This is a genomic window from Aquirufa sp. (assembly GCF_044239315.1).
Taxonomy (GTDB): Bacteria; Bacteroidota; Bacteroidia; order Cytophagales; family Spirosomataceae; genus Aquirufa.
The window spans coordinates 59,407-73,155 of sequence record NZ_JBIIBQ010000003.1 but is presented as its reverse complement, the minus strand read 5'-3'; the positions used below and the strand labels follow the sequence as shown (position 1 = coordinate 73,155).

The following is a 13,749-nucleotide window of genomic DNA, read 5'->3' as shown; positions in this document are numbered from 1 at the left end:
AATTGCGGCCTCATTCATTTAAATCAAGCAATAAAATGGCGCAACAATACGATTTGATCGTGGTAGGCTCAGGCCCAGGAGGTTATGTAGCAGCTATCCGAGCTTCTCAATTAGGTTTGAAATGTGCAGTAGTTGAAAAAGAATCCTTAGGTGGTATTTGCCTAAACTGGGGATGTATTCCAACTAAAGCCCTTTTGAAATCTGCCCAAGTTTTCGAATACATCAAGCATGCTGCCGATTACGGAATTACCGTAAAAGGCGCTGAAGCTGACTTCTCTAAGGTTATCTCCCGTTCTCGTGGCGTGGCAGATAGCATGAGCAAAGGCGTTCAGTTTTTGATGAAGAAAAATAAGATTGACGTGATTATGGGTTTTGGAAAAATTCAACCTGGTAAGAAAGTCGAAGTAACCGACGCAGACGGAAAGAAAACCGTTTACGATGGAAAAAATATTATGATTGCAACGGGTGCTCGTGCTCGTGCATTGCCTAATGTACCTATCGATGGCGAAAAGGTGATCGAATACCGCAAGGCGATGAGCTTAGAAAAACGTCCGGATTCTTTAGTGATTATCGGTTCTGGTGCGATCGGCGTTGAATTTGCCTACGTATATGCGGCCATGGGAACGAAAGTGACGATTGTTGAATTCTTACCCAATATCGTGCCGGTAGAGGATGAAGATGTTTCCAAAGAATTAGCGAAGCAATACAAGAAAATGGGTATCGACATCTTGACTTCATCGAGCGTGGAGTCAGTGGATATCAAAGGAAAAGGTTGCAAAGTGAGCATCAAGACTCCGACAGGTAATCAAGAAATCCAATGCGATATTGTTCTTTCTGCAGCAGGTGTGACTTGTAACTTAGAAAACATCGGTTTAGAAGAAGTAGGTATTATCGTGGACAAGGGTCGTATCCCGGTGAATGCTTGGTATGAGACGAATATTCCAGGTTATTTCGCGATTGGAGATATTACTCCGGGACCAGCTTTGGCACACGTTGCATCAGCTGAGGCTATTATTTGTGCAGAGAAAATGGCTGGTCACAAGACAGAGGCATTAGACTACACAAACATCCCAGGATGTACATATTGCACACCAGAAATCGCGTCTGTAGGTATGACAGAGAAGAAAGCGATAGAGGCTGGATATGATATCAAAGTGGGCAAATTCCCGTTCGTGGCATCTGGAAAGGCGACTGCAGCAGGAGCACGTGATGGTTTCGTTAAGGTTATTTATGATGCCAAATACGGTGAGTTATTGGGCGCGCACATGATCGGTTACAACGTAACGGAATTGATTGCTGAAGCGGTAGTGGTTCGCAAGTTAGAAAGCACTGCTTACGAGATCATGAAAACGGTTCACCCTCACCCGACGATGTCAGAGGCCTTCAAAGGCGCGACTGAAGCGGCATATGGAGAAGCGGTAGATTTATAAGACTTTATCGTCAAAATTAAGGGGAGCTCGAAAGGCTCCCCTTTTTATTTAGTTCAATTTCACCTGAACACTTTTATAAGCGATCCTGCTCTTAGGATCATGTGCTTGAATAGCGATGGTTCCTGGTTGAATTCGCCTGCCTTCCGTTTTACCAGCTGGCTCTACAAAATCGACTACCGTCCTTCCGTTGATTTTCGTGATTATGCGATTCCCTTCCACCTTCACATACAATTCAAACCACTCCTCATCATGCACTAATTTTTCAGCTGTGTCCACAATGCCATAAAGGCTTGCTGTTCTACGCCAATCCGTGTGTGAATTATTGACTTGAATTTCATAGCCTTGAGAAGGCCAGTTGTTTTCTAAGAAGGCGGTACAAACATATAAGCCTGAGTTTGCTCCTGGGTAGGTTTTTACTAGGGCTTTTACTTCGAAGTTTTGGAAAGAATGATTCCCTACAGGTCCATCGTAGAAAAGATGTCCGCGGGGACCAGCTACAACTAGTTCACCATCTTTTACTTGAAAGGAGTTCGGATTTTCGCTGGTTTTCCAGCCGGATAAATCACGGCCGTTTAGGAGTTCGACCCATTGAGCGTGGGCGGAGAAGTTTAATAACAAAAGGAGGACGAAGAGATTTTTCATAATAGGTTTAATTATTTCAGGTAAATATTAACTTTTAAGTTTAAAAATGAAATAGTGGTGGGGATTAATCTACTTCCACTCGAAAGAATAATCTTGCATCAAGTGCATCAAAAACTTTAAGTATTGTATCAAAACGAGCCTGCCTTAAACTATTCTCTATTTTAGAAATCTGAGCTTTTTTAACACCTATCAAATCACCTAATTGCTCTTGAGTCAAATTTCGATCTTTTCTGATTTGCCTAATTTGTGATCCCAAAATATCAAGCCTTAACTCTTTTTCAAAAGCATCACGTTTTAATGAGCCTATTGGTCCAATGTATTTATCCGTTAATTCTACTAAGCTTTTAGTTTTCATTTTGTACGTATTTTAACCTGAGGTTCATTGCATGATGTAATTCTGAAATCGGCAGCTTAACAGTCTTCTTAAAGAAACCGTGTGTAACTATCACTAAAGCAACCATTTTATTTGCCTTATCCCAAAAAGAAAGCATTCTAATGTTTTGGTCTGCATACAGCGTTCTAAATTCCCAAATTTCATTACTGACCTTTTTAAATAATTCTGGGTCTAAAAGAGCACGTGACTTCCAAATAGTATATAAAACTTTATCCCTCGTTTTTTCAGATAACTGTTCTAAAAATGAAATGGCTTCTGGTAAAAAGCGGACATCAAATCGATAATTTATTTTCGACATACGAATGTATTAGTTTCCTTTAAAGGAAACTAATATTTCCATTGAAACTTCAGCAAGCTAGCTTTGAATAAGCGTGGATAAAAATGCTTCGCGCAGATTATCATGTAATTGATATTTCACAAAAGGGAGTGACAGCTCCACTACGTTCCGCTGTCAGCCCGCAGGGCATCTTGCACAAAGCCTACAGCATTCGCTGCGCGAATCCTATCCTTTTTTCATATGGGGCCGATTAACTTCGCGAGCGCATACTCGGCCCCATATGAAAAAAGCCTCCCTGCTAACGCTGGGAGGCTTTGTAGAGGGGAAGGGATTCGAACCCTCGGTAAGCTTGAGACCTACACACGCTTTCCAAGCGTGCTCCTTAAACCACTCGGACACCCCTCTGATTGGGATGGCAAAGTTATCAATTTATTTCGACGAATCGAAAAAGGAATCAATATCCTTCTTGAATTGGATCAAGGATGGTTTGTGGATGTAGTACATGTGACCAGATTCGTAGTATTTGATGTCTACGCGGGAGCGTTGCTCAGGGCGCAAGAACATGTGCTCGATGTCGTAGACCGCCGTGAAATACGGGGTTGCGAAATCGTAGTAGCCGCAGCCGAGGTACACTTTGAGGTTCGGATTTTTGGCCATCGCATCACGAAGACTTTCTGCCACATTCAGATATTTGTTTTGAACGTTTTTGTACGACCAAGGATATACTTCGCCGAAGACATTGTAGCCTTTCTCCTCTGTGAACTTCAATTCTCTCGATAAATAATCGTTGATGGTAGCCGTGAATGGACCGTCGATATTCGCGAAGGATGGATCGAAATCAACATATTCGCCGGCGTCATCTAGGTTACGACCCGTGAAACGAGCGTCTAAACGACCTACTGAAAGTCCATCCGAGCGGCGTAAGGCTTTGTAGAAACGATTTTCCTCTACGCGTAAGTTAGCTTGAAGGCAAAGCTCTTTGGAAAGACCCGTATAGTAAGCCATTTTTTCAGCGATGGCTGATTTCTCTGCCTCAGACATCCAACCGCCTTTAATTAAAGCAGTTGCGTAAGGTCCTATCGCCCATTGCTCTGATTCCTTTAATACGTCTGCGATGGGTCTCGCTAGTAATGCAGGAGCTAATTTCTTGTGGTACCAAGCTGCTGCGGTGTATGATGGAATGTACAAGGCACGAGGTAGATCATTTCCGACGTTGTAATCATTTGTCCCAAAATTCAAGACAGCAGAGATTAAAATAACCCCATTAATGTAGATGCGGTGCTCATCTTGCAAGAATTTAGATAATCCTGCGGCACGCGTCGTACCGTAGCTTTCGCCCGCTAGGAATTTAGGCGAGGCCCAGCGATCGTAGCGACCTAGGAAGTTGCGTACGAAATCGCCCACGGATTTGATATCTTCTACATAGCCATGGTATTTGCTTGCGGGTTCGCCCACGGCGCGGGAATAGCCAGTCGAAACAGGATCTATGAAGACTAAATCCGTCTTGTCTAACCAAGAAAATTCGTTCGGAATGTAAGAATAAGGAGCTGCAGTTGCAGTGCCGTCGTCTTTTAAAACAACGCGTTTAGGACCTACGCCACCCATGTGCAACCACAAAGAAGCTGAGCCTGGGCCACCATTGAAGGTAAAAGTAACTGGGCGTTTAGCGCCGTCTTCGTCGTCTTTGGAATAGTAGGTGAAGAATATTTTGGCCAAAACCTTACCCGTATCTGCCTTCATATGCATATAACCGGTGGTCGCCGTGTAATTGATCACCTTACCGGCAATCGTAATGGAGTGTTTCGTTTTAACTACTTGCACGCCAGCCGGGTCTTTCCCGATCTGAGCGTTTAGGCTAAGTGCGAGTGCACAAAAAAGAATGGTCAATATTTTTTTCATAGTTCAAAGATTTTGAAAACGAATATAAAAAATCTTTGGCAATAAAAGGTATTTTCGTAGATTTGCATCTAATCTATATATTATATAGACTTTATAAACTTATCAAGATTAAATTATGCAAAGCTTCCGTTCTGAGATAGAAAACCCAGTCGTAGAAAAAGACATTCTGGATTTAGCGAAAAAAATAGCTCAATTCAAGGCTGGCGAGATCCACGAGGAAAAATTCAGAAGTCTTCGCCTGGCTCGCGGGGTCTATGGACAACGTCAACAGGGGGTGCAGATGATCCGCATTAAATTGCCATACGGCAAGATTCAATTCCACCAATGGAAGCGAATTTCGGACATTTCAGACGAATATTCGACCGGAAACTTACATTTGACCACACGTCAAGATATACAGATTCACTATGTATCGTTGGACCGCACGCCAGAACTTTGGGCGAAATTAGAGCAAGACGATATCACCTTACGCGAGGCTTGTGGAAACACGGTGCGCAACATTACCGCCTCCCCTACTTCTGGAATTGACCCGAAGGAATTATTCGATGTAAGCCCGCATGCGGATGCGGCATTCCGCTACTTTTTGCGTAACCCGATCTGTCAGGAGATGGGGCGTAAAATCAAGATTTCTTTTTCGAATACAGATGAAGATACGTCTTTGGCCTATTTACATGATATGGGTTTTATTCCCAAAATCGTAAATGGAAAACGTGGTTTCAAAGTAGTCGTGGGTGGTGGCTTAGGTGCACAACCAATGCTCGCTCATGTGGCCCACGAATTCCTTGCTGAAAACGAAGTAATCCCCTTCATCGAGTCTGTTTTACGCGTTTTTGATCGCCACGGCGAACGTAATTCCCGCCACAAGGCTCGTATGAAATTCTTAATCCAGAAGATCGGATTCGATGCATTCATGGATTTAGTGAAGGCGGAGACTAAAGCTTTGAAAAATCATTCTTTTGAGATTCCTGCGGCAAGCGCCTGGGAAGTTACGCCGCCTACCTTGATTGCTGACGTGGTGGCACCATCTACCGAAGCATACGCCACTTGGTTAGCGACGAATACTTTTGAACAAAAGCAAAAAGGATTCCACGCGGTCTATGTGCGTATCCTAAATGGGAATATTTCCAGTGTTACGTCTCGATCATTAATCGAAGCTTTAACAGGTTATATTGGCGATGATGTTCGCATTACCATTAACCAAGGTTTGATGCTAAAATATGTGCCATCTGCGAATTTGGCCCACGTCTACTCCGTATTGGACGCGCACGGATTAGCGGCACCGGGAGCGAACTCTATCGCAAATATCACGGCCTGCCCGGGAACAGACACCTGTAATTTAGCAATCTCCGATTCAACGAATATCACGTCAAAATTAGAGGCCGTCATCAGCGAGGAATTCCCATCCTTGATCCACGACAGTGCGATGAAAATCAAAATTTCTGGTTGTATGAACGCCTGTGGACAACACAGCATGGCATCCATTGGATTCCATGGTTCATCCTTAAAAGCAGCAGACAAACGAGTATTACCAGCGCTCCAAGTCCTATTAGGCGGTGCCACTTTAGGAAATGGTGAAGGTAAAATCGCGGATAAAGTAATCAAAGTTCCTTCCAAAAGAGGTCCGCAAGTATTGCGCACGCTATTGAATAACTTCGAAGAGAACGCGCAAGCAGACGAGTATTTCCACAGCTACTACGATCGCCAAGGCGAGAAATATTTCTACGATCTATTAAAACCCATCGCTGATTTAAGCACATTGGTAAACGATGATTTCATCGATTGGGGTGCTTCAGAAAACTTCGCCACCGAAATCGGTGTGGGAGAATGTGCAGGCGTTGTGATCGACTTAGTGGCTACCTTACTTTTTGAATCAGACGAAAAATACGAATGGACGGCAGCGGCATTAGAGGACAAACGCTATGCGGATGCCATCTACCACGCCTACAGCGTCTTTATTTCTGCAGCGAAAGCACTCCTATTAGATAAATCGATTTCGGTTCCTACCCAAACTTCGGTCATCACCAAGTTCGATGAGAACTTCGTAGCAACAGACGAGTTTGCTGTAGATGCCCCATCGTTCGCTGAATTAGTATTACAGATTAATCAAAACGAGCCCTCAGCGGAGTTTGCTACAAGCTATACCGCTCAAGCTTACGCCTTTTTACAATCCGCTAAAGCCATCCGCTCTTAATCCCTATGAAGCATTTAAGCCATTTCAGACAATTAGAACCCCACCCGAAATTAACGGTGGTGGGTGCTGGCCCAGGTGATCCGGAATTGATTACTTTGAAGGCCATCAAAGCCATCGCATCTGCGCAAGCGGTTTTATATGATGCTTTGGTAGACCCTTCTTTGTTATCACATTGTTCCCCTAGCTGCGAGCAGATTTATGTGGGTAAGCGAGCAGGCTCAAGCCATTCACAAGACGCGATTAATACCTTGATCGTAGAAAAAGCCTATGCTTTAGGCCATGTGGTGCGCTTAAAAGGGGGTGACCCTTTCGTTTTTGGCCGCGGTCAAGAAGAAATTGAATATGCCCGCAGCTTCGGTTTATTAACAGATTATGTCCCGGGTATTTCGTCTTCCTATGCAGCTCCCGGGTCAGCTGAAATTCCGTTGACGATCCGAGGGGTGAATGAGAGCTTTTGGGTGATGACGGGAACGAAATCGGATGGATCCTTGACTACAGACCTTGCCTTAGGTTTGCAATCCACTGCTACCATAGTGATCCTGATGGGGATGAATAAATTGAAAGAGATTTCGGATTTATGCCAAAGTCTGGGCAAAGGCGATGTTTCTTGTGCGATTATCCAAAACGGCACGATGAAAAACCAAGGAATCGGCGTATCTTCCGCTTCTGAATTAGCCTCCATGGCTTCTAAAGAAGGTTTAAGTAATCCAGCCATCATCGTCATAGGCGAAGTAGTTCGACATGCAAAGCCTGAATTATGGAAAAAAATCACGAAAATTAGCAAAGAAAATGAGCAATAGAATTAATATCTCCAGCGGCTCCCCTTTTGAAGACACTTTCGGTTACTGCCGTGCCGTAAAAACTGGAAATCTGATAGAAGTTTCAGGAACTGTTGCCTTAATTGACGGCGAAAAAGTGACCTCAGATGACCTATACGCTCAAACCTACAATATCATCGAACGCATCTCGGTCGTATTAGAGGAAGCTGGTTCCTCCCTAAATGACGTGGTTCGTACCCGTATTTTCACAACGGATATGTCTAAAAATGCAGACATCGCTAGCGCTCACTCGCATTTCTTTAGGGAGGTGAAACCGACAACTGGTATCTACGAAATCTCTGCTTTGATTGCTCCACAGTATAAAGTGGAAATTGAATTTACAGCATGGGTGGGGTAGATTAATTAAATCTTCCTAGCTTCCCTCTTCAGCAACTCCACATCAATCGGAACTACCCCTAAGGATTCACAGACTAATCCCCCGCCTAAATTAGCGAGTTCAGCAATTTGCTTAGCCGTTCCACCAGCCGCTAGTGCACAAGCTGCAATCGAAATAACGGTATCTCCGGCTCCGGAGACATCGGCGATCTGGCGAATATGGGCTGGGATTTGAATTTGATCTGAGGCAAAATCCATGTAAACACCACGTTCGGACATGGTTACAAACAGTCCTTTAAATGATTGTGAGGCTTTAAAATTGGCTACGGTTTTAGCGATATTATTTGGACTCGTTGCCGACGCATCTAACCCTAAACCATCACGCAATTCATTTAAATTTGGCTTGAATAAGGTAGCTCCTGTGTAGGCAAAGAAATTCTTTTTCTTGGGATCGACCACTGTAGGAATTTGATGAGCAGATGCTAAGGCGATTATTTCTTGAATCAATCCAGCACTTAAAACCCCTTTGTCATAATCTTCAAAAAGGATCACATCCACTTCTGGCAACCACGCTTTTACTTGTGCCAATAAAGCTGAAGACGAGAAAGATGAAATGGGCGCTTCTGTTTCTGAATCAACGCGAATCAATTGTTGAGATCCAGCGATAACTCGTTCTTTTACCGTCGTGGGACGACCTTTTTCGACAATAATACCTGCTGTTGATAATCTCGCTTCTTGTAAAATAGTTTGTAGAGTTTCGCCAGTGGAGTCATCTCCGATAACCGAGCAAACATAAGGTTTAGCGCCTAAGCTGGCGATATTCAACACCACGTTTCCAGCACCCCCTAAACGAGATTCGCGCTTAACTACATTCACAACAGGAACGGGAGCCTCAGGTGAAATGCGATTCACCTTTCCCCAAGTGTAGGCATCCACCATTAAATCGCCAATCACGAGAACGCGCAGGCTAGAAAATTTCTCAATCAGGCTTGATAATTGACTCATATTTATCCTCCAATAGTCGTCATCGATTCTGTAATGACTCCTTTCCTTTTATTTTCTGCTTCAAAACCGTCTAAAGGACGTTTGTTGAATAAAGTTAACAGTTGTTTTTTCACCTCCTCATCACTCACTCCACCGCGAAGATACGCCTTCAAATCAAAAACCCCATCATCATAGAGACAAGTCTTGACTTGGCCTTTGGCAGTTAGACGAATGCGATTACAAGTGCCACAGAAGGTTCGACTGAAGGCTGCAATCACTCCTACATTTCCTTTAAATCCGGGTATATCATACGTGTGAGCCGTTTCTCCATATAAAAATGGTCTGGCTAGTAATCCTGGGAAAGCTGATTTAATGCGATCCAAAATCCGAATATGGTCCCAAAACAAAGTCTCCTCTACCAGCCCGGAGCCGTTAAATGGCATCTCTTCAATGAAACGAACGGACACTGGATGCTCGCGAGCGAACTCGGTCAGCGTAATGATATCTTCCTCATTTTTGCCCTGCATGACCACAGCGTTAATCTTCACTTGGAAACCGGCTTGAATCAAACGAAGGAGATTGTCGTATACTTTTTGGAAATCATCTCTTCGCGTAATTTGCTTAAAACGATCCCGATCTAAGGAATCTAAACTTAAATTAATGTGGTTAACACCCAGCTTTTTCAAGGCATCGATGTAATCTCCCAAGAACACTCCATTCGTTGTTAAACAAATTTCTAGGTCCTTCAATCCTGCCAAGTCTGTCAAGAAATCAAGCAATCCATTGCGAACAAATGGCTCTCCACCCGTGATGCGCACCTTCTTGATACCCATCTCGTGCATGATCCGAGTCAAGCGAAACATCTCCTCCCAGCTCAACAACTCCCGCTCTGGCATATAGTTAATCCCCTCCGCCGGCATGCAATAGGTGCAGCGCAGATTGCAACGATCCGTCACCGCGAGTCGTAAATAACTCAATTCGCGGCCGTGATTATCAAAAAGCTGAGGATTATCCAATATATTTGTTCAATTATTCAAAGGTACAAAAAACGATGTCAACCTACCACATTCTTCTCTTTGGGATTTGCCGTGATTTATTAAAATCGCCCACTATTTCGATCGAAAAAGAGGGAAAGGTGACCGTAGAAGAGCTTTTGCAATCGTTACGTTCGATGCACCCGGCTTTGGAAAAATTACCCTCCTTACGTCTCGCCGCTGAACATCGCTTTCCAGAACCGGATTTTATCCTGTCAGAAAGCATGGAAATCGCCCTAATTCCACCCGTGAGTGGCGGATAATCCGTATATTTGCGATTAAATCTTTGCAATTATATGGGATTAAATCTCCTGTTTCTTGGAGTGCTCTTGTTACCTTGGGTTTCTGCCCTTTTGGTGGCTTGTTTCCCTAAATCCCTTGTTTCGATTTCCCTTTCTGCCCTGTTTAGTGTTGCCTCGCTCTATTTCCTTTCGAGCGTCGGAACTGATTTCAAAATAGCTTATACCTGGTTTCAATTAGGAGGGCAGGAAATCAATGCCAGTTTTTGGGCGAATACCTCAGCGCAATTAGTGCTCGGTTTAGTGGCTTTAGTATCGTTTTGTGTACAGCTGTTTTCGAAATCTTATCTGGCTAAAGACCCTTCCATTGGCCGCTATTATATCTATTTGCACCTATTCGTGGGTGCGATGACACTGTTACTTTTAACCGATTCGGTGTTCCTTTTTTACGGAGCTTGGGAGTTAGTGGGGGCGTGTTCGTATTTGTTGATTAGTTTTTGGCATCAAAAACCAGAAGCCACGCAAGCAGCGAAAAAAGCTTTTTTGATTAATCGTTTAGGTGATATTGCCCTGTTATTCGGCCTTATCGGTTTAGGATTACACTTTAATACGTGGCAATTTTCTGCGATGCAGGGTATCGCACCTACCTTGATAGGGGTGGCGATTATCACCGGTGGAATCGCTAAATCAGCACAATTCCCATTGATGTCTTGGCTACCCGATGCGATGGAAGGGCCTACACCAGCCTCTGCTTTAATTCACGCAGCTACGATGGTGGCGGCGGGTGTTTTCGTGGGTGTCCGCGTTTTCGATATCACGAGTCCAGAAACCCATCTATTTATGGGTATTATTGGTGCGATTTCTTTCTTATCAGGTGCTGTATTTGCCATTTTCCAAAATGATATAAAGAAGACCCTCGCCTATTCCACCATCTCCCAGCTGGGATTAATGTGGATGGGAATGGGCTCAGACGCGTCATTATTTCACTTATTTACGCATGGCATTTTCAAAGCTGGCTTGTTTTTAGCAGCTGGCGCCGTGATCCATACGGTACATTCCCAAAGCCTGAACGACATGGGCGGCCTTCGAAAAAAAGCGCCGGTGGCAGCTTTTGCTTACCTTATTTTCGGTGCCGGACTAATGGGATTACCCTTAACTGGCGGTTTTTTCAGTAAGGAAAACCTGGCCGGCTTTTTGTATACTTCCGGTCGCGTCGAATTACTCGTTGTTTTAGCGCTAGGCATGATGTTGACCAGTTTCTACATCAGCAGGCAGTTTTACTTGATTTTTATGGGACCCTTGAGAGAGGGCGCAGCAGCAAAAAATCCTGCTCAAAACATCCCCATCAGACTGTTAATCATCGCGAGTTTATCCATATGGCTTTCTCGCCATCCATTAGAAATGACCGAGAATGCCTTCATAACGATTTACCACATCCCTTCCTTTTGGTTGTACATAACTGCCGCGACTTGGGTTATAGGAATTGCCGGGGTGTATTTATCTAGAAACTGGATACCTGCTGGAAACTATCAATTCCTGCCTCGTTTTTGGCCTAGTTTATTTCGCTTCATTCGCTGGAAAAGTAGGTCTGCGTTAGTTTTCGAAACACAATTTATTGATCGTTTCGTAAACGGAATCGCGGCACTTCAAGTGATTATCGCCCACCTATTAGCATGGGTAGACCGTCATCTAGTGGATGGTATTTTAGTGGGAGGAAGTTCCAGCCTTAGTGCAGGGACTGGAAAACTTTTAAGTCGCTGGCAGTCAGCTAAAGTCCAAAGTTACTGGGCTATGATTATTGTGACATTTGCCTTATTTTTACTTTACGCGCTATTTATTAAATGACGAATTTACCCCTATTATCGCTCTTGATTGGATTGCCCTTGCTTGGTGCTTTGGTGCTTGGACTAGGCCAATTAAAAGAACAGGCAAGAAGCATAGCTATCGGTCTTTCGACGCTGCAATTAGCGCTTTTAGGCTATATCTACACCGCCTTCGATAAAACATCCGGTTTATTTCAATTCAACGAATCGCACAATTGGTTCTCCATTTCACTGGGCTCGATGGGACAATTTATGTCCAAATACACCATCGGTATTGATGGATTGAGTATTTCATTGATTCTCTTAACGGGATTAATTACTTGGGTGGCGCTTTGGAATTCGACAGAAATTAAAGAAAAAATAGGCGGCTATTATGCCTTAGTCTTGCTATTAAACGCCTCGATTATGGGTTGTTTTATGGCCAAAGACCTTTTCCTCTTCTACGTCTTCTTCGAATTTATGTTGCTTCCGATGTATTTTTTAATTGGAATTTGGGGTGGACCACGCAGAAATTATGCTTCTTTGAAATTTTTCCTTTACACGCTGATTGGATCCCTTTTGATCCTGATCGTCATGTTAGGTATGGGCGTTGCCTACGTAGATCCCTACGAAACGGCTTTGTTAAATAACTTAATTCGACCAGAACAAGACTTCAATCTTGAGGCATTGAAAACAGTGCAGCAACTAATTCAGTCACAAGAATTAGCGACGTCATCCTTAGTGCACAGCTTCGATATGCAAGCTTTATCGGATTTTAAAAATTGCCAAATCACTAGCATTCTTCACATCGGTTCTGGCTGGCAATTAGCGGGAATGAGCGCTAGAGAGTGGGGATTTTGGCTATTATTCATCGGATTTGCGATCAAATTACCGATGGTTCCTTTGCACACCTGGTTACCCGATGCCCACGTGGAAGCACCTACGCCTATCTCTGTTTTATTAGCTGGGGTTTTATTGAAAATTGGTGCCTATGGCTGGCTGCGAATTACTATTCCCTTTTTTCAAATAGAGGCCTTAATGGCTGCTAACATTTTAGCCGTATTAGGTGCCCTATCCATTATTTATGGTGCTTATAACGCCTTAGCGATGACGGATTTGAAGAAATTAGTGGCCTATTCGTCTGTTTCTCACATGGGTTTTGTGTTACTCGGAATCGCGGCCTTTACGGCAGAAGGTTGGCAAGGTGCCATCTTCCAAACGATCTCACACGGAATCTTATCTGCCTTATTATTCTTAATTGTAGGTGTGTTGTATTCTCGCACCGGAAACCGTGAAATCGACTCCTACTCCGGCTTAGTGACCTTGATGCCACGCTTCACAGTCATTTCCGGAATCGCGATTTTTGCCTCTTTAGGCCTTCCCGGATTCTCCGGATTTATCGGAGAATTCTTCAGCTTATTAGGCGCCTTCAGCAGCCCGTTTATACAGCCAGTGATTGCGGTGTTCGGGGCTTTGGGACTATTATTAGGCGCTGGATATTTATTATGGACCTTCCAAAAAATCTACCTTGGAAAACACTACCAGAAAAATGCGGACTGGTCTTTACCCGATTTGAATAAATTAGAATTAATTAGCCTTTTTGGTCTAGGAATTATCAGTATATTGCTAGGCGTTTACCCGGGCTTATTATTCGAGCTTAGTGAAAAATTCGTCACCGGATTACTAAAATAAACCTATTAAAA

General features: G+C 43.7%; 14 protein-coding genes and 1 tRNA gene. 8 read left to right on the top strand and 7 right to left on the bottom strand.

What is annotated here, in order from left to right; all coding sequences use genetic code 11:
- The first annotated feature begins 35 nt into the window (after window positions 1–35).
- Window positions 36–1,430 (top strand): dihydrolipoyl dehydrogenase, encoded by a 1,395-nt coding sequence (gene lpdA / locus ACILP5_RS01665; RefSeq protein ID WP_395616911.1) that lies wholly within the window; start codon window positions 36–38, stop codon window positions 1,428–1,430.
- Between the two features lie 48 nt (window positions 1,431–1,478).
- Here lpdA and ACILP5_RS01660 read toward each other — a convergent pair whose 3' ends face one another.
- From ACILP5_RS01660 to ACILP5_RS01650, 3 genes are all read right to left on the bottom strand, one after another.
- Window positions 1,479–2,072: a DUF1080 domain-containing protein gene (locus ACILP5_RS01660; RefSeq protein ID WP_395616910.1), complete on the bottom strand. Its 594-nt coding sequence runs from the start codon at window positions 2,070–2,072 to the stop codon at window positions 1,479–1,481.
- A 64-nt stretch (window positions 2,073–2,136) separates the two neighbouring features.
- Window positions 2,137–2,427 carry a helix-turn-helix domain-containing protein gene (locus ACILP5_RS01655; protein ID WP_395616909.1) on the bottom strand — a complete coding sequence of 97 codons (291 nt, stop codon included), beginning with the start codon at window positions 2,425–2,427 and terminating at the stop codon, window positions 2,137–2,139.
- Window positions 2,417–2,764: a type II toxin-antitoxin system RelE/ParE family toxin gene (locus ACILP5_RS01650; RefSeq protein ID WP_395616908.1), complete on the bottom strand. Its 348-nt coding sequence runs from the start codon at window positions 2,762–2,764 to the stop codon at window positions 2,417–2,419. Before ACILP5_RS01650 ends, ACILP5_RS01655 begins: the two co-directional genes overlap by 11 nt.
- Window positions 2,765–2,847: 83 nt before the next feature.
- Between ACILP5_RS01650 and ACILP5_RS01645 the strand changes: the two genes are divergently transcribed.
- A complete protein-coding gene (locus ACILP5_RS01645; protein ID WP_395616907.1) occupies window positions 2,848–2,997 on the top strand; it encodes a hypothetical protein in 150 nt (49 codons plus the stop codon).
- Between the two features lie 63 nt (window positions 2,998–3,060).
- Here ACILP5_RS01645 and ACILP5_RS01640 read toward each other — a convergent pair.
- Window positions 3,061–3,148, bottom strand: a tRNA-Ser gene (locus ACILP5_RS01640).
- Between the two features lie 24 nt (window positions 3,149–3,172).
- Window positions 3,173–4,642, bottom strand: a complete 1,470-nt coding sequence (locus ACILP5_RS01635) for a S10 family peptidase (RefSeq protein ID WP_395616906.1) — start codon at window positions 4,640–4,642, stop codon at window positions 3,173–3,175.
- Window positions 4,643–4,757: 115 nt separating this feature from the next.
- Here ACILP5_RS01635 and ACILP5_RS01630 point away from each other — a divergent pair, with 115 nt between their 5' ends.
- From ACILP5_RS01630 to ACILP5_RS01620, 3 genes are read left to right on the top strand one after another with little or no spacing between them, the layout of a single operon-like run.
- Window positions 4,758–6,833, top strand: coding sequence for a nitrite reductase (locus ACILP5_RS01630; RefSeq protein ID WP_395616905.1), 2,076 nt, complete (start codon window positions 4,758–4,760; stop codon window positions 6,831–6,833).
- Window positions 6,834–6,838: 5 nt separating this feature from the next.
- On the top strand, window positions 6,839–7,633 hold the full coding sequence (gene cobA / locus ACILP5_RS01625; RefSeq protein WP_395616904.1) for a uroporphyrinogen-III C-methyltransferase: 795 nt from the start codon (window positions 6,839–6,841) through the stop codon (window positions 7,631–7,633).
- Window positions 7,623–8,009, top strand: a complete 387-nt coding sequence (locus tag ACILP5_RS01620; protein WP_395616903.1) for a RidA family protein — start codon at window positions 7,623–7,625, stop codon at window positions 8,007–8,009. Before cobA ends, ACILP5_RS01620 begins: the two co-directional genes overlap by 11 nt.
- Window positions 8,010–8,014: 5 nt before the next feature.
- Here the strand turns inward: ACILP5_RS01620 and ACILP5_RS01615 are convergent, their stop codons facing one another.
- Together ACILP5_RS01615 and moaA are read right to left on the bottom strand one after the other, a co-directional pair.
- Window positions 8,015–8,992, bottom strand: a complete 978-nt coding sequence (locus ACILP5_RS01615) for a bifunctional heptose 7-phosphate kinase/heptose 1-phosphate adenyltransferase (RefSeq protein WP_395616902.1) — start codon at window positions 8,990–8,992, stop codon at window positions 8,015–8,017.
- Window positions 8,993–8,994: 2 nt separating this feature from the next.
- Complete coding sequence (gene moaA, locus ACILP5_RS01610) at window positions 8,995–9,987, bottom strand: GTP 3',8-cyclase MoaA (protein ID WP_395616901.1); 993 nt, start codon at window positions 9,985–9,987, stop codon at window positions 8,995–8,997.
- A gap of 35 nt (window positions 9,988–10,022) precedes the next feature.
- Between moaA and ACILP5_RS01605 the strand changes: the two genes are divergently transcribed.
- The 3 genes from ACILP5_RS01605 to ACILP5_RS01595 are packed head-to-tail and all read left to right on the top strand — an operon-like array spanning window position 10,023 to window position 13,738.
- The gene (locus ACILP5_RS01605; RefSeq protein WP_395616900.1) at window positions 10,023–10,268 is read left to right on the top strand and encodes a MoaD/ThiS family protein; all 246 of its coding nucleotides are present in this window, start codon (window positions 10,023–10,025) and stop codon (window positions 10,266–10,268) included.
- Between the two features lie 33 nt (window positions 10,269–10,301).
- Entirely contained in the window at window positions 10,302–12,089 is a 1,788-nt protein-coding gene (locus tag ACILP5_RS01600; RefSeq protein WP_395616899.1) for an NADH-quinone oxidoreductase subunit L, read from the top strand.
- On the top strand, window positions 12,086–13,738 hold the full coding sequence (locus ACILP5_RS01595; protein ID WP_395616898.1) for a NuoM family protein: 1,653 nt from the start codon (window positions 12,086–12,088) through the stop codon (window positions 13,736–13,738). The genes ACILP5_RS01600 and ACILP5_RS01595 overlap by 4 nt, the downstream gene beginning before the upstream one ends.
- The last annotated feature ends 11 nt before the right edge of the window (window positions 13,739–13,749 follow it).

What these genes read in the sequence shown, in the direction of transcription:
- lpdA (WP_395616911.1), top strand. Translation starts at nt 36, where the DNA reads ATGGCGCAACAATACGATTTGATCGTGGTAGGCTCAGGCCCAGGAGGT.
- ACILP5_RS01660 (WP_395616910.1), bottom strand. Translation starts at nt 2,072, where the DNA reads ATGAAAAATCTCTTCGTCCTCCTTTTGTTATTAAACTTCTCCGCCCAC.
- ACILP5_RS01655 (WP_395616909.1), bottom strand. Translation starts at nt 2,427, where the DNA reads ATGAAAACTAAAAGCTTAGTAGAATTAACGGATAAATACATTGGACCA.
- ACILP5_RS01650 (WP_395616908.1), bottom strand. Translation starts at nt 2,764, where the DNA reads ATGTCGAAAATAAATTATCGATTTGATGTCCGCTTTTTACCAGAAGCC.
- ACILP5_RS01645 (WP_395616907.1), top strand. Translation starts at nt 2,848, where the DNA reads ATGCTTCGCGCAGATTATCATGTAATTGATATTTCACAAAAGGGAGTG.
- ACILP5_RS01635 (WP_395616906.1), bottom strand. Translation starts at nt 4,642, where the DNA reads ATGAAAAAAATATTGACCATTCTTTTTTGTGCACTCGCACTTAGCCTA.
- ACILP5_RS01630 (WP_395616905.1), top strand. Translation starts at nt 4,758, where the DNA reads ATGCAAAGCTTCCGTTCTGAGATAGAAAACCCAGTCGTAGAAAAAGAC.
- cobA (WP_395616904.1), top strand. Translation starts at nt 6,839, where the DNA reads ATGAAGCATTTAAGCCATTTCAGACAATTAGAACCCCACCCGAAATTA.
- ACILP5_RS01620 (WP_395616903.1), top strand. Translation starts at nt 7,623, where the DNA reads ATGAGCAATAGAATTAATATCTCCAGCGGCTCCCCTTTTGAAGACACT.
- ACILP5_RS01615 (WP_395616902.1), bottom strand. Translation starts at nt 8,992, where the DNA reads ATGAGTCAATTATCAAGCCTGATTGAGAAATTTTCTAGCCTGCGCGTT.
- ACILP5_RS01605 (WP_395616900.1), top strand. Translation starts at nt 10,023, where the DNA reads ATGTCAACCTACCACATTCTTCTCTTTGGGATTTGCCGTGATTTATTA.
- ACILP5_RS01600 (WP_395616899.1), top strand. Translation starts at nt 10,302, where the DNA reads ATGGGATTAAATCTCCTGTTTCTTGGAGTGCTCTTGTTACCTTGGGTT.
- ACILP5_RS01595 (WP_395616898.1), top strand. Translation starts at nt 12,086, where the DNA reads ATGACGAATTTACCCCTATTATCGCTCTTGATTGGATTGCCCTTGCTT.